22 protein-coding genes are annotated in these 26,540 nt (G+C 38.3%); all 22 read right to left on the bottom strand.

Features of this window, described 5'->3' with window-relative positions; genetic code table 11:
• Positions 1-2 precede the first annotated feature (2 nt).
• Positions 3-1,844 carry a C40 family peptidase gene (locus HMPREF0389_RS01985; protein ID WP_014262066.1) on the bottom strand — a complete coding sequence of 614 codons (1,842 nt, stop codon included), beginning with the start codon at positions 1,842-1,844 and terminating at the stop codon, positions 3-5.
• On the bottom strand, positions 1,831-4,293 hold the full coding sequence (locus HMPREF0389_RS01990; protein ID WP_014262067.1) for a VirB4-like conjugal transfer ATPase, CD1110 family: 2,463 nt from the start codon (positions 4,291-4,293) through the stop codon (positions 1,831-1,833). The genes HMPREF0389_RS01985 and HMPREF0389_RS01990 overlap by 14 nt, the downstream gene beginning before the upstream one ends.
• Complete coding sequence (locus HMPREF0389_RS01995) at positions 4,250-4,645, bottom strand: PrgI family protein (protein ID WP_014262068.1); 396 nt, start codon at positions 4,643-4,645, stop codon at positions 4,250-4,252. Before HMPREF0389_RS01995 ends, HMPREF0389_RS01990 begins: the two co-directional genes overlap by 44 nt.
• Positions 4,599-5,219, bottom strand: a complete 621-nt coding sequence (locus HMPREF0389_RS02000) for an MT-A70 family methyltransferase (RefSeq protein ID WP_014262069.1) — start codon at positions 5,217-5,219, stop codon at positions 4,599-4,601. Before HMPREF0389_RS02000 ends, HMPREF0389_RS01995 begins: the two co-directional genes overlap by 47 nt.
• A gap of 11 nt (positions 5,220-5,230) precedes the next feature.
• On the bottom strand, positions 5,231-6,100 hold the full coding sequence (locus HMPREF0389_RS02005; protein WP_014262070.1) for a VirB6/TrbL-like conjugal transfer protein, CD1112 family: 870 nt from the start codon (positions 6,098-6,100) through the stop codon (positions 5,231-5,233).
• A gap of 12 nt (positions 6,101-6,112) precedes the next feature.
• Complete coding sequence (locus HMPREF0389_RS02010; protein ID WP_034910652.1) at positions 6,113-6,328, bottom strand: Maff2 family mobile element protein; 216 nt, start codon at positions 6,326-6,328, stop codon at positions 6,113-6,115.
• A gap of 142 nt (positions 6,329-6,470) precedes the next feature.
• On the bottom strand, positions 6,471-8,231 hold the full coding sequence (locus tag HMPREF0389_RS02015; RefSeq protein WP_014262072.1) for a VirD4-like conjugal transfer protein, CD1115 family: 1,761 nt from the start codon (positions 8,229-8,231) through the stop codon (positions 6,471-6,473).
• Positions 8,228-8,710, bottom strand: coding sequence for a PcfB family protein (locus HMPREF0389_RS02020; protein ID WP_014262073.1), 483 nt, complete (start codon positions 8,708-8,710; stop codon positions 8,228-8,230). Before HMPREF0389_RS02020 ends, HMPREF0389_RS02015 begins: the two co-directional genes overlap by 4 nt.
• Complete coding sequence (locus HMPREF0389_RS02025; protein ID WP_330360503.1) at positions 8,695-9,792, bottom strand: DNA cytosine methyltransferase; 1,098 nt, start codon at positions 9,790-9,792, stop codon at positions 8,695-8,697. The genes HMPREF0389_RS02020 and HMPREF0389_RS02025 overlap by 16 nt, the downstream gene beginning before the upstream one ends.
• On the bottom strand, positions 9,773-10,129 hold the full coding sequence (locus tag HMPREF0389_RS02030; protein ID WP_014262075.1) for a DUF7768 domain-containing protein: 357 nt from the start codon (positions 10,127-10,129) through the stop codon (positions 9,773-9,775). The genes HMPREF0389_RS02025 and HMPREF0389_RS02030 overlap by 20 nt, the downstream gene beginning before the upstream one ends.
• Positions 10,126-11,103: a DUF3991 and TOPRIM domain-containing protein gene (locus HMPREF0389_RS02035; protein WP_014262076.1), complete on the bottom strand. Its 978-nt coding sequence runs from the start codon at positions 11,101-11,103 to the stop codon at positions 10,126-10,128. The genes HMPREF0389_RS02030 and HMPREF0389_RS02035 overlap by 4 nt, the downstream gene beginning before the upstream one ends.
• Positions 11,104-11,507: 404 nt before the next feature.
• Positions 11,508-11,696 carry a hypothetical protein gene (locus HMPREF0389_RS02040; RefSeq protein ID WP_041250756.1) on the bottom strand — a complete coding sequence of 63 codons (189 nt, stop codon included), beginning with the start codon at positions 11,694-11,696 and terminating at the stop codon, positions 11,508-11,510.
• 179 nt (positions 11,697-11,875) lie between these two features.
• A complete protein-coding gene (locus HMPREF0389_RS02045; protein WP_041250757.1) occupies positions 11,876-13,597 on the bottom strand; it encodes an ABC transporter ATP-binding protein in 1,722 nt (573 codons plus the stop codon).
• The gene (locus HMPREF0389_RS02050; protein ID WP_014262078.1) at positions 13,581-15,335 is read right to left on the bottom strand and encodes an ABC transporter ATP-binding protein; all 1,755 of its coding nucleotides are present in this window, start codon (positions 15,333-15,335) and stop codon (positions 13,581-13,583) included. The genes HMPREF0389_RS02045 and HMPREF0389_RS02050 overlap by 17 nt, the downstream gene beginning before the upstream one ends.
• 792 nt (positions 15,336-16,127) lie before the next feature.
• The gene (locus tag HMPREF0389_RS02055) at positions 16,128-17,537 is read right to left on the bottom strand and encodes an acetate--CoA ligase family protein (protein WP_014262079.1); all 1,410 of its coding nucleotides are present in this window, start codon (positions 17,535-17,537) and stop codon (positions 16,128-16,130) included.
• Entirely contained in the window at positions 17,538-18,755 is a 1,218-nt protein-coding gene (locus HMPREF0389_RS02060) for an AsnC family transcriptional regulator (RefSeq protein WP_014262080.1), read from the bottom strand.
• A 589-nt stretch (positions 18,756-19,344) separates the two neighbouring features.
• A complete protein-coding gene (locus tag HMPREF0389_RS09330) occupies positions 19,345-19,470 on the bottom strand; it encodes a hypothetical protein (protein WP_408610221.1) in 126 nt (41 codons plus the stop codon).
• A gap of 428 nt (positions 19,471-19,898) precedes the next feature.
• A complete protein-coding gene (locus HMPREF0389_RS08695; RefSeq protein WP_014262081.1) occupies positions 19,899-20,129 on the bottom strand; it encodes a hypothetical protein in 231 nt (76 codons plus the stop codon).
• Positions 20,130-20,190: 61 nt separating this feature from the next.
• Positions 20,191-21,981 (bottom strand): S-layer homology domain-containing protein, encoded by a 1,791-nt coding sequence (locus tag HMPREF0389_RS02070; RefSeq protein WP_014262082.1) that lies wholly within the window; start codon positions 21,979-21,981, stop codon positions 20,191-20,193.
• Between the two features lie 1,280 nt (positions 21,982-23,261).
• Positions 23,262-24,035 (bottom strand): DUF695 domain-containing protein, encoded by a 774-nt coding sequence (locus tag HMPREF0389_RS02075; protein WP_014262083.1) that lies wholly within the window; start codon positions 24,033-24,035, stop codon positions 23,262-23,264.
• Between the two features lie 175 nt (positions 24,036-24,210).
• The gene (locus tag HMPREF0389_RS02080; RefSeq protein ID WP_014262084.1) at positions 24,211-25,071 is read right to left on the bottom strand and encodes a DUF2262 domain-containing protein; all 861 of its coding nucleotides are present in this window, start codon (positions 25,069-25,071) and stop codon (positions 24,211-24,213) included.
• Positions 25,072-25,471: 400 nt separating this feature from the next.
• Positions 25,472-26,500, bottom strand: a complete 1,029-nt coding sequence (locus tag HMPREF0389_RS02085; protein WP_014262085.1) for a hypothetical protein — start codon at positions 26,498-26,500, stop codon at positions 25,472-25,474.
• Positions 26,501-26,540: the final 40 nt, after the last annotated feature.

The following is a 26,540-nucleotide window of genomic DNA, read 5'->3' on the forward strand; positions in this document are numbered from 1 at the left end:
AACTACGGTCTGCCGAATGCGTAAAAATGTTCTCTCCAGTACGGAGACTGAATGCTTGTATACTGAATGGGCGATCCGCAATGAAGCATCATCCCGTTTCCGACATAGATGCCGACATGAGATACGGGACTTCCGCTGTCATAGGTTCCGGTGAAGAAAATAATATCGCCCGGTCTCGCCTCGGAAGCGGAAACAGGGGCACATTGGTTATAAATTCCCTGTGCCGTTGTACGAGGAATGTTTGCGACACCGCTCTTTGTATAGACCCAGCAGATAAACCCGCTGCAATCAAAGGAAGTGGAAGGAGAGCTGCCGCCCCAGACATAAGGGTATCCGAGATATTTTTCCGCTTCCTTCATAAGTGATGCAAAACTCGGATCCGATAAGGCTTCTTTCGGTATCTTGTAGTTTTCTCCTTCTTTGGGATTGGCGTAGATATTATCCGCAAAGAGATGCGGCTTGTTTCCCCTTGTCCGTAGGAGCAAAGCGTACCTGCTCTTTTCGCTTTCCGTAAGGTTTTCCGCCGTAACAATGCCAAGCCCCTTGTTTTTAAGCGTTACATAAAGGATACGATATTCGTAAGGAACCTCCTCTGTTTCTGTGACTGTTTCCCCTGTAACCGGATCTGTGCTTGTTGTCGTTTCCGTTCGGTAGCGAGTTTCTGTTTCTTCCCGAAAACTAAGGGAATATTGTTGACTTAGTAAGCTTTGCAGTGTTTCCTGTACATCCTTTGCCTTAAAATCTTCGTGTTTTAGCGTTAAAAAACTGATCAGTTCGTGAGGATTGTGTCCGATCTGATCTACCTGATAGCGGTATTCATCAAAGCCGGGACGTGTGCTTTCCACTTCGGCAAGCTCTCTTTGCAGCTTTTGCTCCAATGCAAGATAGCCGTTTTCCGCCTCCAAAATCTCATGATCTTCTGCAATATAGGTTCCGCTTACTACCATGCCGGATCCGCTTTGAAGAAGCATGGAGCAAGAGGAAAGAGAGGAAGAAAGCATGACAAATAAAAAGGCAAATATGCCGATGGCAAGGAGTATCCCTTTATGTTTTGTCGCAAATCCCTTGAAAAAATCCGTGATTCTTCCCAGCAGATCTTTTGTCTTTCTTGCTCCTTTCCCGGCGTTTTGTGCTTGTTTCTTCGCTTCTCGGAGTTCTTTGACATACGCCTTTTTTATTCGGCGTTTTTGTTGAAATCGGGATAAGGGATTGCTCATTCTTTCCGGATGTTCCAACATTTCCTGTTGATACAGGGCTTTGATATGAGTATCTTGCAGCTTTTTTTCAAGTTGTTTCATCCTTAGATAAGGCATCCTTTGTTGCTTCTGATAAGCTGTTTTGACGGCTTTCCTCGCAAGATAGGCGACGCTTTGTGTTCCTACGCCTGCGATTTCTTCGCCCGTGTTTTCTTCTTCCTCTGTTTTTAGAAAACTGCCTGTTCTCATTGCTTTGTCTGCAAGAAAGGTAGTAGCAGGAAGAGCGGAAATTTTCTTCGGTGTTTTTACTTCTTCCTGAAGTTTCAGTTTTGTTTTCCGTTTCCCGGTTTCCGGATCAAACTCTCTTTGAACCCTTAGCCTTTTCTTCTTAGGAAGATGTGCGCCGGTCTCCTGTAATTTCTCTTGTAAATGCTTTTCTTTTGCTTTGGATCGTTGTAAATCTTTCTTAAGAGCCTTCTCTTTTTGAGATACATGATTATGGATTTCCTCCTCCTTAAAATAGAAATTTCGGTTTCCCGTTTTCTCGTTTTTTGAAACAAAGTCCTCTGAATGACCGGAAGCCGAAGATGTTTTGTCTCCGGCTTCCTTTCTAAATGACTGGATATAGCGATTTTTATTTTTCTTCATCGGCTGCCTCCATAAGATCTTCCGGTCGTGTCGTCATAATGGAATAAAGATGGTTATGCGGAAAATGATCAACAAACGGAATAATGGTATTTCCATAGAACAAGAGACCTTCGCCCGGATTCGAGTGTGTGACATAGGATAGCTGCGTCGGGGAAATGCCCAGCTGCTTTGCAAGGATCGCTCGGTCGCCCGCCGCCTGTGAGAGCATATAGATAAAGTCCGAGTTCTCAAAGATATTTTCTATCTCACGAGAAGCCAAAAGATCCTTGATGTTCTGGGTTAAACCGCTCGGAACGCCGCCCCACTTACGAAATCTTTTCCATACCTCCACGGAATAAGCGGCCGTTTGCTCGTCCTTTAGCATCAGGTGAAATTCATCCTGATAAAACCATGTTGTTTTATGTGCCGCTCGGTTTAAGGTAACTCTGTTCCAGACCTGATCCTGTAAAATCAGCATTGCGATTTTTTTAAGCGCCTTTCCAAGTTCCTTGATGTCATAGCAGATAAGGCGATTGTTCAGGTTGACATTGGTACGGTGATTGAATACGTTTAGGGAACCGGTAACATAGATTTCCAGTGCGGTGGCAATCCTTGCCGCCTCGGCTTCCGGCTGCTCTTTTAAGAGTGCATGCAGGTCTCCCAGTATCGGCATATTCTTCGGTTTCGGATCCGTGAGATAATTTCTGTAAACCAGACGGGTGCAGCGATCAATAATGGTTTTTTCCACCGGTTGAAGTCCGTCTTTTCCTCCAACGATAAGTTCACACAGAGAAAGAATAAAATCACTCTTTAAGGTAAGGGGATCCTCCTCATCGGAGTAGTCGGGGTTAATATCCATCGGATTGACATAGTGCTTGGAGACCGGAGAGAGCTTTACCACCTGACCGCCTAAGCGATTGACAAGGGGAGCATACTCCGCTTCCGGATCCGAAATGATGACATCATCCTCTGTAATCAAAAAAGCGTTTACGATTTCTCTTTTTGCCGCAAAGCTTTTTCCCGATCCCGGAACACCTAAAAATAATCCGTTGGGGTTTTTCAGGCGTTTTCGATCCGCCATGATCAAATTATGTGAGAGAGCATTTAAGCCATAGTATAAGGACTCCCCATCCATAAAAAGCTCCTCCGTAGTAAAAGGAATAAAGATGGCTATGCTGCTTGTCGTAAGACTTCTCTCAATCTCGATATGATTTTCTCCAATCGGAAGACTGCTCATCAGTCCCTGTTCCTGCAAAAAATCCAGACGTTTTAGACTGCAATTATGCTTTTGCACAATGCCTGCTGTCTGAAAAATACTGTTTTCCAGCTTCTTTCTGCTTTCCGAGGTATTCATAATGAGCATGGTTACAAGAAACAGTCTCTCATTGTGGGATTGCAGGCTGTTCAGAAGATTTTTCGCTTCCTGTGCATAAGTGATTAAGTCAGGAGGCAGCACATCCATATCATAGCCCGAGCGTACCGCTTTTTTCTGTTCTTCAATCTTCCCTTTTTCGATGTCGGTAAGTTTTCTCTTGACTGCCTTGATTGCCTCCGCCTGATTTAAAGAGCGGATATGAAAGGTAACCGTCGAGGCACTGTCAAGATTTAAGAGGTCTGAGAGCATACGATCATTTAATTCGGGAGCAATAATCTGAACAAAGGATACCGCTCCCAAAGTGCTTCCCATATGAAAGGTCTTGGAATCTCTGAAATCAAAAGAGGACGGACTGATAAAGTCTTTGGTGGATAGTCCCGTCTTGACGATGGAATCCCAAGCAAAGCGAAGTTTCTCCTGTCCGCCGGGGTGAAAGGCATTATGCAATACTTTTAAGCGTTCCAAACCGGAAAGTGTTCGTGCCTTTACTCCGAGTGCCTTCATGTTTCCTATGAGATCCGCTTCAATACGTTCCAAACGAAGCCTCGCGGTTTTCATATCTTCCGCATAGATACCGAAGGTCAGATATTTCTTTCGGATCAGTCCGTTATTTCCCTTTCCGAGCTGTGCAGAGAGCATTTCCGAGTATTCCTTCCTCACATCGTCGAAGCCGTCCTCTCTTTTTGGAATGTCGATGGATTTTTCGTAATCCATTCGGTTCACATATTCGTTCACAAAAGAAAGCTGAATCTTGATGGAAGGATCCATATAGTTGAAAAAATCACACCACAGCTCAAATATTTGTGTCTTATCCTCCGGGCGAGCCAGTTGGTAGTTAATATCCGAAAACTGCATTGTCTTTGTATAGAGCTTATCCTTGACTTTGCATAAGCCGTCGGGATAGATCTCCTGATAGGCGATTGTCTGCTGGGCACTTTTCGGGATCTTCCCGTCTCTCTTTGCTTTTTTCACGGCAAGGGTGAGCCTTTGTTTCTCTGTTCTGCCAAGCCTTGCATCCACTCCGCCGATAATAAGTTTTTCTTTTTGGGATTTATTTTTTTCTTTCGCTTTTTCTTTTCTGTTTATGGTAAACAATCTCCATCACCTCCTTGTCTATTTTTGCCTGTCTTTCCAGTGCGGAATACAGGTTATCGGTTTGATAAACCCGAATGCGGGGAAGCAAAAACCTCGCATGGATCATGTGATACAAAATCTTTTCCAGCGGCTGTCCGTCTTTTTCATAAACTCCAAACGCCATAAAGGGCAGCATCAGAGCAATCATGAGAAAGGCGGCAACATCACCTCCGATAACAGACCTGCTGAAAAGATAAAAGGGAATTCCGATTCCTCCCGCAAGAGAAAAGCTGATTAGCTGTCTCTTGGTCAGATTAAAAACCAATTTATTCTTTATGCGGGATAAATCCTTTGGAATTGTTACATACGGCATAATTTTCCTCCTTTTCTGAGAGTGTTACAGAGCTTTTCACCTCGTTTCCGAAAACCTCCCAACCGGGTGTCGTTTGTCTTGCAAAAAGCTCAATGCGGGGTAGATCCCCCATAAGTTCTACAATTTTTTCCCGGACAATATCCGGTTTTTTGCTGTGCTTATCAATCGGTGAAATGATGAGCTGAGAAACCTTTGCACTTTTTCTCTGCGGTTTTCCTTTCGTTGCAAGTAAGCAAATTTCAGCGTTTCCTCTTGTCCAAAAGCCGAGCCCGAAAAACCAGTCCTTATTCTTCCTGTTCTGTTTCAGCCAGACAAAGGCTGTTGTCTTATACGTAAAGCCCCACGCTTTGATAAGACGCAGGGCTTCGGGAAGAAACGGAAAGGTTGACCATAGAAATAGTGTGCAGTTTTCATCTGTGATTTTCTCCACATCAAGAGCACAAAGCTGCTCTATGCTCATGGTGGAATAGTGATTTTCTGCGGCTCCTTGTACTTTATTTCTTTCATATTTCCAAGGCGGATCCGCATACAGGATATTGAATTTTCTTGGTATCAGGTATTCCTCCTTTCCCATAAAGGGATATGTTAATGGGCGTTAAAGATGGACTTACTGAGTGAGGCGGTCTTAAACAGACTGAAACATAAAAGCACCGTGTAGCCTGCTACCGCCCATACCGCAGCATGAATATCCGCCGATGTCGTAATCGCTTTTACCATTACCGCATAAATTCCTACACAAATCAGTATGAAGAAACCTTGAAAGCCAAGTGCGAATAAGGCACGAAGATAGTTTTGCCCCATTTGTCCCCAGTCCCTGTTCGCCATGGTGGCAAGAGGAATAGGACCGAGAGAGCAATATAAAAAGATCTCTATCATACGGCCGTAGATGATGATAAAAACGCACCAACTCATAATGTTCATCGTAAATCGAATGAGAAGCGTCTCCATACAAAGTCCGAACAATTCTCCAATGTCCATTCCTTGGAGCGTTGTTTCCAAATCCGAAATGGCTGAGGCAATGTCAATACTCGTCTGTGAGCTGATTACTCCTTGGCTTCCGCTCACCACATGCTGTGCTACATCAAAGACTGCCATAACCATTTCAAAGGTGTGCGTTACAAGATAAATTGCCACGAAGGACTTGAATATCCATTTGAAGAATATCCAGCTGTCCACTTCATGGAGGTTGTTTCTGTCAATCAGCATTTGGATCAGTTCATAGGTTAATACAAAGGCGAGGATCATTCCTGCAATGGGAATAATCACGGTATCCGAAACAGAGTGAATCATGGATAAAACGCCGCCGTTCCAGCCCGACGGCGTCTTTCCGACTTCTACCGCAATCTCACCGACCTTTGTATTCACTGTATCAAACAGTCCGGAAAGGTTATTGGTGATACAGCCAATCAAAAAATCCTTGATCCACTGATTGAACTGGTCGATGATATAATCCATAGGCTACCGTCCTTAACTAAACAGTCCGGAAAGCATTGGAATGAGTTTGACACCGATGAGGATAATTCCCCCTCCGCTCATCAGTTGTTTAATTCCCTGACTTTTTGCGCCGGGATTGTCGGATCCGTATCCTTCGAGGAGATTGACCGCTCCCCATACGCCAAGTCCTGCACCGATAGCGATAACAAGAACGGATAGTGTACTGATTGCCTGATTGAAAAATGCCATAAAATTACCTCTCTTTCTGCCGCATTTGCGGTCTTTACCATAGTTTTTTATATCATTCAAAGCCTTGTGGGCTTCGTCTGGACGAAATCTTGCCTTTTGTGGCGTGAAAAAAGCCTGCTTCTATTTATGGAAACAGGCATCTTTACAACTCATTTTCCGAGAATTCATACACTTGAAACACTTCATTTTTCTTTATCTGGAGCCGGGTACTTAAAAACTTTTCAATATCAAAGGTATTTCTTTTGTCGTAATCGGCGGTCAACTTATAGCGTGGGTGTTTTTTTAGGTCATACTTGTCTGAGAAGAAAGGACGCACCCCTCTAAGCTGTAAGATACATTTTGCACCGTCCATCGCCATCAGTTCATCCGGGGTAAGAAGTTCTCTCCCAAGTTTTTGATAATTTACGCCATAGCTTCTGCTCGTCCCTCTGGTATCATTTGTGTTATATGTGTCAATGCTCTGTTTTCCAAGCATGGCGCTCCATTCCTTTAGGGTGGAACTTTCCGCTCCTCCAAGAAAGATCCGGCTGTCCATGTTTCCGATGATGGTTTCCGCATTTTCCTTATACAAGGCTTTTAACTGGCTTTGTGCCTGTAATCCGAGACACATGGAGATTTCTCTGGAGCGGATTACCGAGCAGATTTTTTCAAGTTGCGGAACTTGTCCGGTGTTTGCCGCCTCATCCCAAAGGCAGCGGACATGAACGGGAAGCCTGCCGCCATAGTGATCGTCCGCTTTCTTACAAAGCAGGTCGAACATTTGAGTAAACGCCATAGCAATCAGGAAATTCAAGCTGCTGTCCGTATCGGATATAATGAAAAACAGTGCCGTTTTTTCATCGCCGAGCGTGTCAAGCTCCAGTTCGTCATAGCTCATGATTTCTCTTACTTCCGCAATATCAAAGACGGCAAGTCTGGCACCGCAGGATATTAAGATCGATTTTAAGGTCTTGCCGGCCGCCAGTTTAAATTTTCGATACTGTCTTACGGCAAAATGTTCCGGATCGATTGCCTCTAAGGCTTCAAACATATAATCCACCGGATTTTTGAATGTTTCGTCATCCTCCCGTACTTCCATGGAAGCGATCAGTTCGACAAGGGTATTCATATTCTGTTCTTCCTTTGGTGCCTCGTAGTGAATGTATCCGATCAGTGCACAGTACAGGAGCGTTTCAGCTTTGTTCCAAAATTCGTCACTGCTTTTTCCATCTCCTTTGGTATTTGAAATCAGAACATTTACCAGCTTCAAAATATCCTGCTCACTGTGAAGATAGGCAAAAGGATTATAGTGCATACTTTTTTTAAAGTTGATCGTATTAAACACCTTTAAGCGATAGTTGTTTTTTAATAAGGCATTCCCGCAATCGGCAAGAATTCCCGCTTTCGGATCCGTAACTACATAAGAGCTGTGCATTTGTAAGAGGTTGGGTGTAAACCAGAAACGAGTCTTTCCGCTTCCGGAACCTCCTACGATGAGCGCATTTTTATTTCTTGCAAACTTGGGATTTTTAGGTCTTGGATTCATGGTTAACTTCTCCGTTGCCGTAAGAATCATATTGTTCTCGAATTTCGGATCGACAAAGGGTTTGATGTCCGCCTCCTTTCCAAAACGTGCCGATCCGTATTCTTCCTTATGGCGATAGGTCTTTGCGTTTTTTCTCTTAAAATGGACGAACATCGCTATTCCAAACGTTCCGATGAGCCCAAATAAGAAATCAAAAGGATGAAAGCTCGGGATTGGATTTGTGCTGATTGTTCCAAGAGCGAATACACCGCTAATGCTTTTATCAATGAAATCTCCTCCTTTGGAAAGGCGGTATCCTTCCCCCAATCGCATAAACAGATAGAGCAGGGAAAGATAGAGAACTCCTTGAGGAAGATATTTTTTTAGGTTTTGTTTCATCGTTCCCGTTCCCCCTTTACCAGTTCTTTGACTTTATCCAATCCTTTTTCTTTGATCAGTTTTTTAAATGCTTCCAATGTCTTTTTAACCGACTGTCTCTGTTTTTCTTTTCTGAGGGTCCTTTTTGAAAACTCTGTAAAAGCGGCCGCCATTGCATCGGCATCTCTTGATTTGAAAAACACGAGATATTTCGGCGGTGTGGAAAGCCGATCCTTTTTCACCGCATAGTCTATGCCGTATTTTCTTGCCGTTCTGTCAAAGGACTTGATATTGCTGTTTGTAAGCTCGATGTTTGAAACTCCTGCATTTTGTCCGATCAGTTGCTTTATGTTTTGTTTTCCCGTTTTCTGATGAGACGGAAAATTTTTGTTTTTTCTCAGTTCCAGCACCTTTCTCATAGCCTTTGCAAGAGCCCTTGCACTGAGCGTTACGCCTCCCTTGATGACAAGCACGACTCTCTCATTTACTTCTTCCTGCATGGTTTTTCGCCTCCTTTCAATACTTCATAAATCCCTTGCATAATATGCTCCGCACAAGGGAGGGCAATGGAGTTGCCGAGTGCTTTACACCTTGCTCCTGTGCCGACTTCTTCGCCCATAGCCCCAAATTTCGTCCAATCTTCAGGAAGTCCTTGCAGGCGTTCACATTCCGTCGGTGTAAGATAACGAATAAAGCCGTTTTCTTCGTCCCCTTCATACCAAAAGGCAAAGTAATTTATTCCTCCTGCAAGTAAGGTAGGGAAAGGATCATCTGGCCGTCCGAAGCTACCAAGAAAATTTCCTCTGTCTCTTTCCTTTGCCGCTCCTCGCATTCGTCTTTCTTGAAAGGGGTGGACGATTGGTATTTTCCCCCTTGCTTTAATAAGATTGCTTCGATGAACTCGGGCGGAGGAGCTCCTATCTTTTCTGCAAGATGCAGGATACGGGAGCATACTGCGGGGCTTAAATAATATTTCTCCGCTACGTTTTCCTCTAAAATCCGCCACGAGAAAGATACGCCTTCTTCGTTGTAGTAGTGGGGGCTTTCCCCAATATCTGGCATCCATAAGGCGCCAGCTGATGTCAGTTTCTCTCCCTCGCACCATTCCTGCACTTGCCCATCTTCCGGAAGCAGGCATTGGAATTTCGGAGCCTGCGAAGGATTCAAGGACGGACTTAAAATCCATCCTGTGATTTGATGAAAACGCTCCATAGACGTTTTCCCAAACAGCGAAAGTTGGATACATGCCATTCGTGTTACCTCTCATTTCTCTTATGATTCGGATCGCTTCAAAAAACAAAGAGGACTTACTTCCCGATAAGCCCTCACGACAGCCTGCAAGCGAGAGATTTTGACAGGGAGAACCGAATGTGATGATATGAACCGGGGTGATTTCGCCTCCCTTGATTTTAGTGATGTCTCCGAGGTGTTCCATGTTCGGAAAATGCCGTTTTGTAATCGACATCGGTACTTTTTCTATTTCGCTTGCCCATACCGGAACGATATGGCAGCGGGAAGCGGCCAAAGGAAATACCCCGATTCCGTCAAAGAGACTTCCCAGCTTAATGTTCCTCATTGGCATCTTGTCCCTGCTTTTTGATGGTCATAATTCCCTCCAAGGTTGTAGCGGTAATTTTCAGTCTTTGTGCAATAGCAATTTCGTTTTTCACCCCCTCATCTATCTCTTTTCCGCAAACGACAAGTACATGGCAGCGTTTCAAAAGATCTCTGCTCATATCTATCCCGTCCTTATGTTCGGCAGGGATTTCATCTCGAATAAAATAGGGGAGAAAAAGCGGAGGGCAGATTGGAAAATATCCCGCCTCATACACTGTTCTGCAATAGTTTGTCATTTCCGTTTGCTGCTGTATGTTTCCTTTTTCCAAAGCACAGCTGATATATGCTAGTGGTCGTTTCATCGTTCCATACTCCTTTCCATTGTTTTCTGAATTTCATTTTTTCCTTTTGATAACAGTTTTTGCAGATAGAGGTTGTAGTCTTTGCCGCATTCTTTCGGACACGGTTTATGGATAAGCGTTAACACCTGCCCGCTCAAACTTGGATCTTCCTGAATACATTTTCTGATTTTTTCCATTCCCATGATTCCGGCTTCGTCATTATCAAGGCACAAAACAACACTTCGGACTTGCGGATTTTTCTTGAGAAAATGCAAAAGTGCAAGTGGCGCCGTTCCGCTTAGGGAGAGATAATGACGATCCTTATAATTTTCTCCAAGAAACAGTTTGATGCTTGCCCTGGACATGGCATCAATCGGACTTTCAAATACTTCCAACAGGGAACAATCTTTGCTTTCTGCCGGAATATGAAATCCATATCGTTTGTCACTGCCTGAAATATCCAACTTAAAATGGCTCGCTGTTCCTCTAAGGCTTGCAAACCGCGCCTTATTGTTTTCGTCTTTTCCCACAAAGACACAGTTATGATGTTTTTTGCTCTCATACAGGGTTCCTACCCTGATACAGCTTCCAATCACCTCCTCATGAATCCCTCTGCTTTTCAGATAAGAGCGAACTCTGCTTACGGAAGATGCGGCTTCCGGCAAAAGAAACGGTTTTTTCACTTCTTCCCGATTTTCTTTTTTCTCTACCGGCTGAAACAAGGAAGGAGAAGGGGTTCCCTGACATAAGTGGTTTACCGCTGTTATAAAGTCCTCTCCGCGCACCTTGATCAGATAATCAAGAGCACTTCTTCCGCCAATATTTCTACTGAACCAATGCCATTTCCCATTGCTAATCACAAGACTGTCATGGGTTTTAGTTCGATATTCTTCCGGACCCGATTTTTTTAGTTCTTCCGGTTCATGAACCATCAGGTAAGAAAGCAGATCCCATTCTTTGGCTTTGGCAATCTGCTGTTTTGTAACTCCGGGCATGTTTTTATCCACCTCCTTTGAGATTAAAAAAAGACAACCGTTCGGCTGTCTTTAGATAAACTACACTCTATATATTTTTTCTTTCAGCAGGTAACTATGATTACCAGCTGGTAACAGAAAAGATACTCTCTTTTCTAAAATGGACGCACTTATCCCCTAAACCCTGTTATATCAAATTTTGATAGGGTAGAATATAAAAAACAGGCGCTTATATAAGACACCTGTTTGAGCTTTGTGTTTGCCTGTTCCTGCATTCACATCCAAGCAATTTTCTTTCCCTTATTCTTCCCTTATTTTCCCTTATTGACGGAAAAGGGAAGATGATATTTCCCTTGATTTTTCCCTTAATCGTTTCCAAAAAGCAATTAAAGGGGTATACTTGATTGCAGGCACAAATGATATACTCACATACATAAACCCTTGAAATATAAGGAGTTTTCAAGAATTGAATGATAGATTATAATAGATGGCACAACGATATATTTTATGCTAAAAAGAATTCTGATTGGTGTCACATAGATTACATTTGGAAGTAGTAATGTAACAGTACAAATTGTCGTTACCAACGCTTTATATGTTCTTTTTTGTTTCATTGTAATCCTCCATTCACTCTTTATACTTGATAAAAAATAAAAACATCATATTCTTTATAATTATAATATAGAGTAATCGATATTTATTGTCAACGAAAAAAGATATGATATTAAATTCAATAAAAATTTAATATCATATCTTTTCAATTTACTGATAAATGACCTATTGGCTATCCGCACTAATACACAAATTCTTCTGCCAATTTCGTTTTTTCTACCAAATTATTGTATAGTTTAGATTTCATCATCAGCTCTGCATGAGTTCCGATGTTTTCTACAACACCGTTTTCAATCACAACAATTTTGTCTACATTTTCTATTGATTTTAGCCTATGAGATATGATGATAACCGTTTTATTTTTTATCAGCTTATTCAAACTTTCTTGAATTTTCTTTTCGTTATCCACATCAAGACTTGCAGATATCTCATCTAAGATAAGTATCGGCGCATCTTTTAAGAAAGCTCTTGCGATAGAAAGTCGCTGTCTTTCCCCACCGGAAAGTTCTGCACCGTTTTCACCTATCAAAGTATCAAAACCGTTTGGTAGTTTTTGAATAAAATCCATACAATTTGCCAGTTCAGCCGCTTTCTTTACTTCTTCGTCAGTAGCACCTTTTCTCCCAATTCTAATATTATCCATAACAGACACATTGAACAAGGTAACCTCTTGAAAGACAATCGAAATTTTTTGAAAAAGTGAGTCTGTCGATACATTTTGAATCTCCTGTCCTCCAACCAAAATTTCGCCACCTGTACAATCATATAATCTTGATACTAGACGCAAAATGGAAGTCTTTCCGCATCCGGATGCACCTACTAATGCTGTCACTTCATTTTGTTTTGCAACAAAACTGACATCGTTCAATACTTCTGTATCTGCATCATAAGAAAATGAAACATTTCTAAACTCTACATTGAAGTTTTGTATCTCTACATCCTTCCCTTGTTGTACTTCCGTATTCTTAATTTCTCTAATTCGTTCTACTGCGGGATCGATATAAAACAGTTCCAAAATCCCTTCTTTAGAGATATCAAACAACTCTTTTACTTTGATTGCTCCTATAATATAACCAATCAAATATAATAAATCGATTTCATTATTTAAGATAAGTATAATTCCTACCAAAATAACTACCGCAACACTAACAAACGCAAACAAAGAAGAGATTCCTAAAAGAAGAACCGACCCAAGCTCCTCTTTTAAATGAATTTTTTCGCTTTCTTCCATTTGACGATACAAAGTATCCTTAAATGTTTCAGTCAAATTGAAACTGCTGATTTCCTGTTGTAATTCTATCGTTTCTTGAAAGCTCTCAGAATTCTCCCTCAGCACATCATAATATTTGGTAGATGCATTAGTCCTATTCTTTTTTCCAAGAGGAATAAAAACAAAACTGACCAAGGTTGGAATGATAACTGCCAATCCCATTTTTACATTTCCTATCATCATGAGAATTCCCATAATCGGAAAAAATAATCCCATTCCCAAAACTTTCGGGATAGAATGACTGATTGCGTGCTCAATTCTCTCTACATCTGACATAATTGTCTGAGAAAGATCGGATAAATTATGTTTTGAAAAATATGCAATCGGAAGGTCTGCTAAAGTTTCTGAAATTCCCACTCTAAGATTGGCACTTTCTTCATAAGTTGCATTATACAAGTTAATATATTCTTTAGATAACAGTAAGTACATCAAAATCAGCGTAACAGTTGCAAAAATGATATAAAAGATAGGGCTTTTTACATGATTTAGAACTAATTGATCTACAATCATCATTAATAAAAACACCGGCAAAAGATTGACACAATAGGTAAAGAAACAAGCTATGGTTGCCTTCACAAGATTTTCAGCCCCTTTATCTGTCAAACAGAATCGCTTTTTATAATAATTTTTCATTTTCAACCCTCCAATCATTTGCGCTATTGTAAAGAGCAAACAGCTTGTGATACAAACCGTTTTTCTCCAACAATTGCTTGCTGTTTCCTCGTTCTACAATCTTTCCGTCTTCCAAAACAAGGATTTCATCCACTGACTTGATGCTTGTCAGTCTGTGAGCAATCATAATGACTGTTTTATCTTTCATTAAATTTTTAAATGCTTTCTGAAGTTCATATTCATTATCTGAATCAATGGAAGCACTTGCTTCATCCATAATGATAATATTTGATTTTTTCAATATCGCTCTCGCAATTGCAATCCTTTGTTTTTCACCACCGGACAGATAGACACCTTTAGAACCGATAATCGTGTTCTCTTTATTCGGAAATTTATTTATAATCTCATCACATCCGGCTAATTTCATAGCATTCAAAACTTCTTCTCTTGTAGCATTTTTGTCAGCTAAAGATACATTCTCATAAATAGATTTCTTAAATAATTTGCTATCTTGAAATATGAATGAAATCACTTCGACAACAGCTTCCTTCGTGTAAGATTCCAATGGATACCCACCTATTTTGATAACGCCGCTATCCACTTTATAGAATCCCGATAAAAGTTTTGCAATTGTTGATTTTCCTGAGCCTGAGTGTCCAACCAATGCATATGATTTTTTTTCGTCTAATGAAAAAGATACATTTTCCAGCACTTTATTTTCATTATAAGCAAAAGTAACATTTTCGAATTCTATATTGAAATTCTCAAAAATATTTCTTTGACCATAACAAAGCTTATCCACTTTCATCTTATCATAGAGTTCTTCCAATGTTTTTACTGCATATCCCGCATTAAATATATTCATTCCCGCCCACATAATCTTCATAAAAGAAACCATCATTACTCCGCTTAACAAAAAGACCATAATAAATTCCACAGCAACAAATTTCGGTTCTTCCAATCCGGTAAGAAAAAATGCAGACGGTATTGATACAATCGCAATGATTCCCAAAAAAATCCACTGATACAAAACATATGGTTTCTTGCAACTGAGAGAATACTGATATGCATATTTTGAGTAATCCATAATTGCCGTATAAAGAGATTTGAAAGATTCTACCTTTGTTCCGAATATCTTTACTACCTGCATTCCTCGGATATACTCTACTGTCTCAGCGCTCAATTTATCCAGAGAAGCTTGGTACAACTTCATAAATTCTCCGTTTCCCATCATTCCCTTAAGCAACAATGCACACGATATACTGAGAACCAAAATGATAATCCCTACACGGACACTTACAGCAAATGAGAGTATCAGTGATAAAATCGGAACCAAGGCTGCTTGAGTATTATCAGGGAGCATATGCGCTACAGCTGTATGAGTTTTTGCTGCATTATCATCGATTGTTTTTCTGATAAATCCCGATGCATTTAAATCAAAAAAACGAAAACTCGCATCCATCAATCCGTCAATACCTTTTTTTCTCAAATTCGTTTCTAAGCGAAATGCCAGCATATGAGAAAAAAGTCCTGACACAAGATATAAGATTGCACTCAAAGTAAAATAAATAACAATGCGAATTGCATATACTTTCGCATTTTCAAAATCGGAATTTACAATCAATTCCCTCAAACATTCAAACATCAAATAGTATCCATATACCAAAACAAATGCAGATATAGCAGACATTATGATTGATATGTAACCATTGACTTTAGATTCCGGAACATATTTGAACATCTTTTTATATACATCCATTTTTTACTCCTTTCTATTCTTCAATATCAAAATACTTATTTATTCAAGTAAATCTTAAGTTTCTTTGAAACTGTAAAGTTACAACATTTCTCTTTTAATTACTTTATTACTCTACTGTTTCATTATTTTGTATCACTATACCTTCCTATCTTATCTACATCGACGGTTGCGTCTATAACTATGTTATATCTGTATTCTTAATTTGTCAATATTGATTATCAATATTGTTTGATGTTTTGTAAAATAATCAAATGTTTTTTACACACTTCCTTTCATTCTTTCTTTTAAAATATCTTTTTCATTATTATGTAAACCGATATATACTTGATGAAGCTAACACTTTATTCATAACTCTTAAACATTTTCTTACTATGATTTTTTCTGCATCACTACTTTTTCAGACAGTATTTTGTAATATCTTCTCAATATTCGCAGAGGTTAATCATTTGAAATAAGCGATTAACCTCTTTTATTGATTATATATACTGTAGTCTAATACAATTCTATATTTGAATTGCCTCAAGTCATCAGTATTTCAAATTGCCATTCATTTTTTAAATTATTGTTTCACTGTGAGTGATTATATACTCTGTTCCCCTAATTTTAAGAGGGGTAAAAATGAGAGATATTTTTTTAAATTTGAAGTTTTATTCAATTTTTCACTAAACCTAATTTTTTCCATGTAAAAACTCCCAAAAATCTATAAATAAACTTTTGGGAGTTCACTACATTACAAAATTTGAAGAATATCGACTTTTTTCATTCATCAATATTACAACATATTTTCAATTTTTATTTACTCTTCTTTATTTGACCATACTTATATAATGCAATCATAGCATTAACAGATTGTTCTGCTGTCGGATAAGCAGGAATACCATGATCTCTCAGTTTCATAATTGCTTCCTGACATTCCTCTCCACCTTGACATTCCATGATAAACGGTTTGTTTAAATGTTTATACATTTCATGAAGCTCTATTACGATATCAACTACAGCACCTACATCTGTTACAGCAGTAGGACAAATAGAACCAAGTATACCATGAACCTTCGGATCCCTGATTGCTTGATGGAATGCACCTTTATACTGTATTGGTGATGCAGTTCCGGAAATATCTACCGGATTAAGCGGTGAGCCAAACATAGGCATATAGGCACGAATACGTCCGGCAAGACCCGGTGAAATTTCAGATAACTCATGCAAAGGCAAACCGCAACGTTCAAAGTGATCACAGCTTAAAAGTCCCGAACCTCCACCATTTGTTATCATGACAATATTGTCACCTTGTAAAGGTGGTTGTAATCCAAGCGCAAGAGAGACATCTAAAAATTCTTGCCATGTTGTTGCACGGATTGCACCGGCTTTTTCAAACACCTCGTCATAAAATTTATCTGTTGTTCCCTCATTTTCAGAAGCTGTATGTGCAAAAGCAGCTTTCACACCTATTTTCGAGCCACCTACTTTAATAGTAACTATTGGCTTGTTTACAGATTTACATGCATCTATAAACGCTTCCGGACTATCTAACCCTTCTATATAAACAGCCAAACACTTAGTATTGTCATCTACACCGGCATAAGAAATAAATTCACAAAAATCGACGTCAGCCTTATTACCGAGTCCTACAAAGAAACTCATTCCAAAGTGATCTTTTTGCGATGTTCCAAGTGCAGCCAACAGATTCGCACCCGATTGTGAAATCATAGCCACAGGTCCTTCGATCGGCAAATAAGGGATAAAACCGCAATTAAAATGTAAATAAGGGCTACCCATACCTACCAAGTTCGGTCCTATCATCGGCAATTTATGATCTCTACAATACTGAGTAAGCTGATTTTGCAAATCACCTCTTCCAATTTCTTTAAAGGCGCTGGTAGCGATAACCACAATTTTGGCTTTTTTTGCAACACAATCTTCCAGTACTGATTTTACAATGTGTGCAGGTACTGCAATAAACACTAAATCTACATCGTGCGGAATATCTTGTACTGTTGGATAAGCATCAAAGCCGTGTACCTTTTCAGCTCTCGGGTTGACAGGATAAATCTTCCCCTTATAACCCCAATTTAACAGACCTTCTATTACTTTAAACCCTACTTTTCCGTTATAACGACTTGCACCCACCACTGCAATAGATTTTGGATTCAATGCATATTGCAAATTATCTACAACATACTTACGAGAACGATTGACTTTCATCTATTTCACCTCCTCATGTTTTGAAAAATTACATTTGATACAATTGCCGGCTGTTCTGTCTTGCAAAAAGTCATCTGTAAATACACATTCTTCCCAAAATCCATTTTCATCATCTAAACGTGCAACCCATCTACGGAATTGACGATTAGAATCAGCAAGTTTCACAAACTCTACTTCACTATAACTTTCAATTTTTTGACGTAACTCTTCCCAATCAGTAAGTTCAGTAAAAGAACTTATCATGAAATCATAGAAAGAATCAGAGAATACCCAGAAATTGTTAAATTCCGGCATATCTGACAATTCATCTGCTATCTGTGCTTTTCGATAACTTGGAACATTTTGGAAAAGTCGAACCAAATACATTTTCATAGTTAATCCTAATTTCATATGATTAATATAAATCATTGGAACAATAAAACGTCTTACATCACAAATCTCCATAAAATCTTTTTTCATTTGCTTTCCATTAAGTCCTGACAATTTTTCCAATACATCGTAATCAAACATATCGCCTACTGTCTTTGTACTGTTAATAGCATTGATGATAGCAAAATCAGAAGCATCAATCACTTTTTGATATTTTAATAATTTGTCTACCTGCTCTTTTCCCCAAACAAATTTTCTATACCCATCTCCATGTGCATCCCACATATTTACATTGGATTCTCTGACATCTCTTCTAATTGGACACAAATGAACATATTCTACTTCCGGCATATCCTTCCATGGGCCGATTACATCATATAACAGATTATCCAATACTCTCATATGATTTCCGTTAAAATAATCAAATTCCCCATGAGTTTCATAACCACTACAAATATCGTCTTTATTTTGAAACCATTCCGATAATTTTTGTTTTACTTCTTTTGGAGTACCATCTTTTAGCTTTACTACCCAATAATACAGTCCCCATCCATATACTGCCACCGCAGGATTCATTACAAGCATAATCACCTTATCCTTGTACATTCTGGATATCCTTTTCTTAATATCTTCCTTAGACAATCCTGTTTCTTTAGAAATGTATTCTAAATTAAATACCTCAGGATAATTCTGATAAAAAGACTTTGCGACATTATAGGCACTAAATTCATTACTATCAAGACCAACAATACCCGGTTCCAAGAAACCTATTCCCCTTGGCGGAAAGAAATAATCTTGCATCCACTCTTGTTGCTGTTCCGTTCCAAGCGTATAATGTTTTTCTGCCATAATTAATTCCTCCTTTTAATAACAATGAATACGTTTTCCTACTTTATTATAACCCAATAAAATATAATTGTCAACTAATTCGTAATTTTCTTTTACATTGTGGATATTGTTTATAGTATTTTCGGAAAATTTGTATATTATTTATTATAATTTATTGATATTTTCGGTGACTGAAAATTTTGAACTCAAAAAATCAACAAAATAACATATTCTAATAAATAGTGAACCAACATAATTTTGTACTACCCCCAAAAAGTTAGACCGAAAAATCTAATGATTGGAGATCTCATCGGTTCTCTAAGTAAAGTATGTTTTTTTGTCATTGAATCAAATGATTTTCAAAAAACTGCACTCTTTTTACAAATTCATTCACCTGTTATACTTCCCTCTGTAACTTATACTACCTTAACAATCTGATTCTTATGTTGTGTAATTTCTTAGATCTTCTGTACTCACCATTTTTCTTCTGTTTTTTGTTTTCCTAATTTTTGGCAACAAAAAACAGTAAATCATTTTCGATTTACTGATGAGTACCCCAAAAACCGGACACAATATTAAATAGTTTATGTCGCGGATGCTTTCCTGTATTTTAACAGGAGCCATCCATTTTTTCCTGAATCCTCTCATTATTATAAAAATCTATATATCTATCTATATATATGAGAAAATGCTTTAAACCAATCAAAAAATTTTTTATGACCATACTACATTTCATTTTTCATTCTTCCAAAAAATGCCTCTATTATACGGTTGTCATAGCAATTACATTTCCCTAACATTCACTGTATGATATCTTTTCCCACTAATCTTTTTTGTAAGCATGCCGATACTGTAAACCTTAATCCGAATGAAATACGAAACCTGATATATGAGGGAATTTCTTAAATGCTCTATTAAGCATACTCTTTATCTGTTCTATGTTTGGACTAAGTGAAAGACTATATGAAACAATTCATATTTGTAGCCATATCTATCATTTGAATTCATGACTATATTTCATAAAAATACCCTCCTTACTGAATTGTCCAGTAAAGAGGGTGCATATTCACTATTTGATTTGCTGTTTCTCAGCTCTCCAAAATAATTCGGGACCATAATTTTGGAGGGTCTTAGAACTTAAGTCTTTTAAAGCAATGAAACAGACTATCTCTTTTCTACTCTGACCGGAATCGTACTAAGCACTTTATTATCCTTAGACGCCATCACACAGCGATAATCATAAGGCACATTTTTCACATTTACTTTCAGCTTGTTTGTGTTATTTGTGCCTTCGCCCGTACCCACAAACTCAAACTTATTTTGTCCGTATTTCATTCTGTACCACTTATATTCTATGGTTTTTTTGCCGCCTTTGAGTTCAACGACAAGTTCCACCTCTTCTCCTAAATATCCGTTTTACTTTCAGGGTGTTTTTCTATATCAAAAGCACTTATAGTTACTCATTCAGTGTTATAACAACGGGATTAGTGATGAGCTCTTTATTATCCGCATCTTTGATAACACAACGATGCGGAAATTTATATATACCGGAATTGTCCACAATGACTTTAACCATTTTCTCATTATTCCCAGGACCAGTACAATTTCTAAATCCATTTCTGTCATAGTACTGCCATTGGTAAGTGTAAGGCTCGCGACCGCCTCTTACCTTGACTTCAAGATCGAAGTATTCCCCATAATTAGCATAACCTCCTACCGGCTGTCTGACAATTTCAAAAGGAGCTCCTGAGGTTTCCGTCACTTTGACAATATCACTATACAAGGCTTGACCCGTATCGTCTTTAATCTCACATTGATAATAGTAGGTTTTTCTCTCTGTAGGTACTTTGAGTATATTAGTTTTATTGCCCACCGCCTTGCTTGGGAAGAAGTTTGTTCTTCCGTTTTCAGAATAGCTCCATTGATAGCGATAAGGCTGAGTACCTCCTGTTACAGCCACACCCAGCATAACTAATTTGCCCGGTGAAGCACTCATATCTATCGGCTGTGATGTAATCCTGAACAAGTTGTCCGAATCACCACTCACTTTTACAAGAACTTTGCCGCTTTCAACTGTTTGACCGGCACCATCCCTAATCTTGCAACGATACCAGTACTCCTTATTTTCTATAGCTACTGTCAGCTCTTTCGTCTTATTACCTATAGCCTCGCTCTTATAGAAAGAACCTGATAAATTTTCAGAATACTCCCATTGATAGGTAACAGGCTCTTTAGCTCCGCTCACTCCAACTTCGAGCTTCACTATTTGCCCAACATTTCCTATTTTGCTCTCCGGTTGCTTTGTCACAGTTAGTGTTCCGGAATTGGATTTTTCCACTTTAGCCGCCTTGCTTATAACTTGTTTTCCGGTTGCATCCGTAATTACACAGCGATACTTATAACTAATTTCTTCTACCGGTGCCTTGAGTGTGTCCGTAGCATTTCCTTCTGACGTGCTATTTCTAAAATTTCCTGATTCCTCATCCAAATATTCCCACTGATAGCTTAATGGAGCCTTTCCACCACTAACCTCGACTTTCAAATCAACCCTAGTTCCAAGATCCGCTTTAGCATTTTCAGGTTCTTTTGTTATTTTGAAATCCTGCAGTCTGCGATTTACGTCCATCATCCTGGTTAGAATGGCAGCAACTTCACTTCTCTTTATATAACTCATTGGGCTACAATTCCTGTTAGAATCCACCCCTTGAACTACACCTGCCCTATAGAGCTTGTAAATGGCGTCTGCACTCGGGTGACTCATCCTGACATCAGGAATGGAACCATCCGGTACATTGTTCAGTCTTGCCTCTTCATCAGTAATAAGTCGAGCGAAGATCTGCATATAGCCTGCTCTGGTGATTTTGTTATTCCAATCAAGATCAACATCTATTAGCCCCTTATTCTTGGCGTAGTCCACATAGGGCTTATACCATGTACCGACTCCCGCAGATAAGCTGACTGTACCTTCATTTTTCAGTTGGTGAATACATGAAGCAAGCTTAACCGCTTCCGCAGCCGTCATATTATCTTGGGGTGCAAACAGAGTATCTGTCTTGCCATTGATTAATCTGTTTTGATAAGCAATTTTCACATCAGCATAATACCAATCACCCTGCTTCACATCTGTGAAGGGCAACATATTTTGTATGATATTTTGAAGGTCTGCAAATACTACACTTGTTGAAAGTAGTGTAATTAGCAGAATGGGGATTAGTTTTAGAAAAGATTTTAATTTTAATTTTAACATTAGATTCACTTCCTTTCGATACTGAACAGAAACAGCGGTTGCTCATGCTGTATAACGATTATATAATTCACTATAAACAACTGGAGACTTATTCATAATCCAAGCTTATAAATTGTAAAAGAATTGTCACACTTGAAAACTATCTCCCGCCAGTTTTGCAGAAAAGTTTTCAATCCTGAAATTGTATAATGAAGAAAAACCAAAACAAGAGAAACTTTTCTTAGATGTCAAGAGAAATATTACACTTTGAAAAACATTCTGATACAACTTTCGGCACTGTCAAACGAATGTCTCTCATTATCTCATCGTTCAATTGATTTCATCATCAAGAACCGTTTCAAGATAATCAATCATATTATCAAACGACTTGATAATATTCATTTTTTCTCCCCTCCTTTCTTTCTATTTATTTTATTATAAGGGAAAATTACTTCTCTTGCAACACAGCGTTCGTGCAAAATTTATGGGTTTCACCCCATAGAAACTTATAACTTAATAAGTTCGACAAATTCCGGAAGAAAATTCTGTCCGTAAAAGGTTCTTGGAACAAGTATCGAAGAACGTCCTGAGATTGCAGGTCTGCGTATAGACTGCGATTATTGGGAAATTGACACGGTCATTAGCAGAAAATCTTTGGATCAACCGGTCATTATCGCGCTAGTTGAGAAGTAAACAAACTACTGCATCGCCGTTAAAATTCCATGCAACACATCCAGTGCGTTCTTTTGTGACTTAAATCTATCTCTTCGTGAGGAGTATGGTGAATCATATTGCAGCACCGTATTTCAAACCATTACTACAGATAACGGTAGCAAGTTTGATAGACTGGTAGAGATTGAAAATTGGGGTACTCGAGTTTACTTTGCACATCCATATTCTTAACGGGAAAGGTCTCAGAATGAGCATCATAATCGAATCGTTCGCTGATGAAATGAATGACATGCCGAGAAAACTGTTAGATTATGCAACTCCGGAGGAACTTTTCGATGAATTTTTAGATCGGATATATTCCATGATCTAAGGGTAATAAACTTATTTTTACCAAAGTGTTCAATTTGATATTGCAATTTAAGATCGTTTAAATGTTTATTTTTTCTTGAATTTGCTGTAGTATTATTGTATTCCATAGTCATCACCTTTGGTTTTTTGTTTTGTGGTGATTCAATTATACCAAATGTGATTTTCTATGGAATTTTTTTAGTTCATTTTCATTTTACAATTAACCTATTTGATATATTTAATTATAAATTTATGAAATGAATCATTGATGAAAAATTTTTTTATTTCATAAGCCCACAACCCCAGCCATCATAAAAACCACCGAACTCTTCGGCTGTATCAAGGAGATACCAAGTAATTTCATCAATGTCATCAAGAGAATCATTACGAGACACTCCCGCCTGATACCGATACTGCCCATTATCAATCACATCATCCGAGAATAATTGAAAGTGTTCAGATTGAACTTTTTTTATGAAATTAAGACATGCTTCTTCTGTTTCAAAATATGCCCAATGCTCAATCAATCTTTCTTTGGAGAAATCATCCCCTTCCGATTGTAGTGCTTCCAAAACATTATTGTTTTTAATTTCCTGCATCGAATACTTATTAGGGTAGAGCGTTTCAAGATAACACTCCCATTCTTTGTCAGTATCAAACCAAATGTTCCATTGATAACCTTCAAACTCTTTGCTTAAGGTTTGAATTAATGACTGCTCAATCTGTTCCAACTCTTCCCTCTTCTCTTTTGCATAGAAAAAGAGATTCATTGCGCCCTCACACTTTATCAATCCCACATCTATGACATCAAAGCACTGAATTGCTTCAGTCAGAGCATCTTCTATCTCCCAAAGTTTAGGATTTTCTTCCTGACTCGGAAGACCGGATTCTGTTTGGTTCATATAATATACAGCAAATTGAATTCTCACATCATATGATTTTATTGGTGCTAAACGAAATAAAGATAAATTCGTTTTCGTCAATGCAGGTTTTTCATTGATACCTTGCAAATACATTCCCCAATCCTGTGGGATTTCTTTGATTTTTTTACTCATATTCTTCTCCCTTATTCTGACTATTTAAAATAACCTACAAAATTATAACTTGCTTGAAGTTCAAACAGACAAGTAATACCACCTTTATTCACCATATACATTCTTCACAAAACTTTCACAACATATATTCTATCTCTTTTTTTGTGAAAACTACTTGTATGAAATTTTTTCTATCCTATCCCACCAAAGTTGCATTTTTTATCTCACCCTCTGCATTCATACGAACTTCTATCGCATGACCTGCAAAAATTTCCTTTTCATCTCCATAATACAATGTCATCTCTCCTTCCTCATTGATGGAGAAATCAGATAGAAACAATGACTTATAAAAATATTCTTCTGTTAAATCATCTTCTTCCTCAGAATCCATCCAATCTTCTGCTGTTTCCCACAAATCTTTCACGATAAATTCTCGTATTTTCGAATCTCGTTCTTCTATATTTTCAGTAAACTTCTTGAGATATAAAAAGGATTTTGGAGGAACATCGCCATCCTGATTTGCATCCAACATTACTCTAACTCTGTTTCCATTAAAATCAACACTTCCTTCAAACCATGAATATGCTCTGTTTAATGTAAACTCCCCTATTGTGTCTTTGATAACAACCGGTTTTAAATACTCTTCAATCAATGCTTCTAATCTATTATCCGAGACACTATCATCAATATAATCCAGTAGAGCGTAGCAGTTATTTAACACTTCTGCCATATATGGTTCCAATGTCATAGGAGGTCTTTTTCTACATCTAATATGATGTATTTTATATGGTTCAAAGGTGTAAATCCAACCTTGTTCCTCTTTTTCCTCAGGACTAACCAACCATTCCAAACGCCCTTCAACAGTAGAAAACTCGTTTGTTTCAACATCCACACATGCTGTAAAATGAGTACATGGACGATCATAACCATCTTTTAAGGCTGCTGCTCCACTGACATCTTGTACAGTAACAATCAAAAGCTCGAAGGTTTCTCCACAAAACTCTTTCTCAAAATCTTCTACTGTTTTATTGAACGGATTTTTTAATACATTACTCATAACTTTTCATCCTCTCTCATTATAATAACTATAATAATTTAAATTTTAATTTTTTACCAACTTATACTCCTTGTATTGTACTATCCCATCATTTTATGAAGAAAAGCAGTATATGTTAATATCAAAATAACATTAGTAATTAATATTACTGCAAATATCACTTTTTTACATGTAGGCGAATTTGGAAAGTCATATTGAAAAAAATATGGCAATACAGAAAACAATGGAAATACCAAAATAATAATCATTGAATAAACATGGAAACTTGAATTTAAAAAACGTGAGTTTTTAACCCAATATCCCCATCTTGGAAATAAAAAACAACTTACTGTAAAAAATATACAAATAACATGTAGACATATCAAGTACAAAAGATATTTTATTTTTCATCTTTATGACCTCACTCATTCCAGTCACGTGCTACTTCAGTTGAAATCTCAAATTCAGTCATATGATTGCTCTCATCAAAATGAATGTAGGCATAATACTCATTCCAAAAAAGATGATCACTCCCTGATGACCATTTGATCCCATAATGCAATTGAGTAACATCTGTCGGATTGCTCGGTGGAAATAACCATAATTTCTTATCAAATGTCTTTTGCAATGTTTCCAACTTTAACGGATTGAGCAACTCCATATTATCAAGACGATAATGCATAGCTTTTGCTCTTGCCGCAGCAACACAATCTTCATCACATTTAAAATGGATAATTTTACAGTCTTCCAATGCAATATCCTCAGTTTTGTGCCCATACAGACCTATACTGCCAATCACAACACCATCTTTTACAAGAAGATAAGGAGAATAGTATATAGAATCACTATTTCGTCGAAACCCTTTTTCAACAAGAACACTCCTATCACAAGGATATTTTTGAAAAATACCGGAAGAAAGTAATGTACCATAATCTCTGTGAGGAGAATCACTCTGCTTGATATAGATATCAAATCCATCTGCTACGATATCAGAAACAGTTGTATGTGCCATCGTGATTTCCGTATCATTAATCGTAAGCACCGGCGCTTTTACCGGAACACCGATTATGATATATACCATAAACATATAAAATGAAAATATCACAGCGCCCATAATTACAAACACTGATCTTCCGGTACGCTTTCGTGCATTAAAAAATGCCATAACCGGAGGCAAAACAATAAATTTTGCCAAATTAGCAAATCCGGAGCCTCCCCTATCCATCAATCTAACAGCAAATAGCAATGCCACAAGGATAGCAGATACATATACCAACAACTCTCCAAGTGTCATCCTCGAAGTGTTTTCTTCCATGTTTACCGCTTCGTCCAACAATGATTTTCCGCCTGAAACAGTTCGTTTCATATAAAAATACATTCCTGCTATAATTGCTAAAAAACTAATTCCCAAAAAAGAAATCAATGAAATAAAAATTAATCTTCCTCCCATCCGTGTCCCTCCTTATTTTTTATATATTCTAAGTAAATCC

Origin of the sequence: Filifactor alocis ATCC 35896 (assembly GCF_000163895.2) — a bacterium.
GTDB classification, from domain to species: domain Bacteria; phylum Bacillota; class Clostridia; order Peptostreptococcales; family Filifactoraceae; genus Filifactor; species Filifactor alocis.

Coding starts and splice junctions, on each gene's coding strand:
- HMPREF0389_RS02080 (WP_014262084.1), bottom strand. CDS start 25,071: ATGAGTAATGTATTAAAAAATCCGTTCAATAAAACAGTAGAAGATTTT.
- HMPREF0389_RS01985 (WP_014262066.1), bottom strand. CDS start 1,844: ATGAAGAAAAATAAAAATCGCTATATCCAGTCATTTAGAAAGGAAGCC.
- HMPREF0389_RS02070 (WP_014262082.1), bottom strand. CDS start 21,981: ATGTTAAAATTAAAATTAAAATCTTTTCTAAAACTAATCCCCATTCTG.
- HMPREF0389_RS02075 (WP_014262083.1), bottom strand. CDS start 24,035: ATGAGTAAAAAAATCAAAGAAATCCCACAGGATTGGGGAATGTATTTG.
- HMPREF0389_RS02015 (WP_014262072.1), bottom strand. CDS start 8,231: ATGAAACAAAACCTAAAAAAATATCTTCCTCAAGGAGTTCTCTATCTT.
- HMPREF0389_RS02030 (WP_014262075.1), bottom strand. CDS start 10,129: ATGAAACGACCACTAGCATATATCAGCTGTGCTTTGGAAAAAGGAAAC.
- HMPREF0389_RS02055 (WP_014262079.1), bottom strand. CDS start 17,537: ATGAAAGTCAATCGTTCTCGTAAGTATGTTGTAGATAATTTGCAATAT.
- HMPREF0389_RS01995 (WP_014262068.1), bottom strand. CDS start 4,645: ATGCCGTATGTAACAATTCCAAAGGATTTATCCCGCATAAAGAATAAA.
- HMPREF0389_RS09330 (WP_408610221.1), bottom strand. CDS start 19,470: ATGAAATGTAGTATGGTCATAAAAAATTTTTTGATTGGTTTAAAGCAT.
- HMPREF0389_RS02045 (WP_041250757.1), bottom strand. CDS start 13,597: ATGAAAAATTATTATAAAAAGCGATTCTGTTTGACAGATAAAGGGGCT.
- HMPREF0389_RS02040 (WP_041250756.1), bottom strand. CDS start 11,696: ATGAAACAAAAAAGAACATATAAAGCGTTGGTAACGACAATTTGTACT.
- HMPREF0389_RS02035 (WP_014262076.1), bottom strand. CDS start 11,103: ATGCCCGGAGTTACAAAACAGCAGATTGCCAAAGCCAAAGAATGGGAT.
- HMPREF0389_RS02060 (WP_014262080.1), bottom strand. CDS start 18,755: ATGGCAGAAAAACATTATACGCTTGGAACGGAACAGCAACAAGAGTGG.
- HMPREF0389_RS02005 (WP_014262070.1), bottom strand. CDS start 6,100: ATGGATTATATCATCGACCAGTTCAATCAGTGGATCAAGGATTTTTTG.
- HMPREF0389_RS02050 (WP_014262078.1), bottom strand. CDS start 15,335: ATGGATGTATATAAAAAGATGTTCAAATATGTTCCGGAATCTAAAGTC.
- HMPREF0389_RS02010 (WP_034910652.1), bottom strand. CDS start 6,328: ATGGCATTTTTCAATCAGGCAATCAGTACACTATCCGTTCTTGTTATC.
- HMPREF0389_RS02085 (WP_014262085.1), bottom strand. CDS start 26,500: ATGGGAGGAAGATTAATTTTTATTTCATTGATTTCTTTTTTGGGAATT.
- HMPREF0389_RS02020 (WP_014262073.1), bottom strand. CDS start 8,710: ATGCAGGAAGAAGTAAATGAGAGAGTCGTGCTTGTCATCAAGGGAGGC.
- HMPREF0389_RS02000 (WP_014262069.1), bottom strand. CDS start 5,219: ATGGGAAAGGAGGAATACCTGATACCAAGAAAATTCAATATCCTGTAT.
- HMPREF0389_RS02025 (WP_330360503.1), bottom strand. CDS start 9,792: ATGCCAATGAGGAACATTAAGCTGGGAAGTCTCTTTGACGGAATCGGG.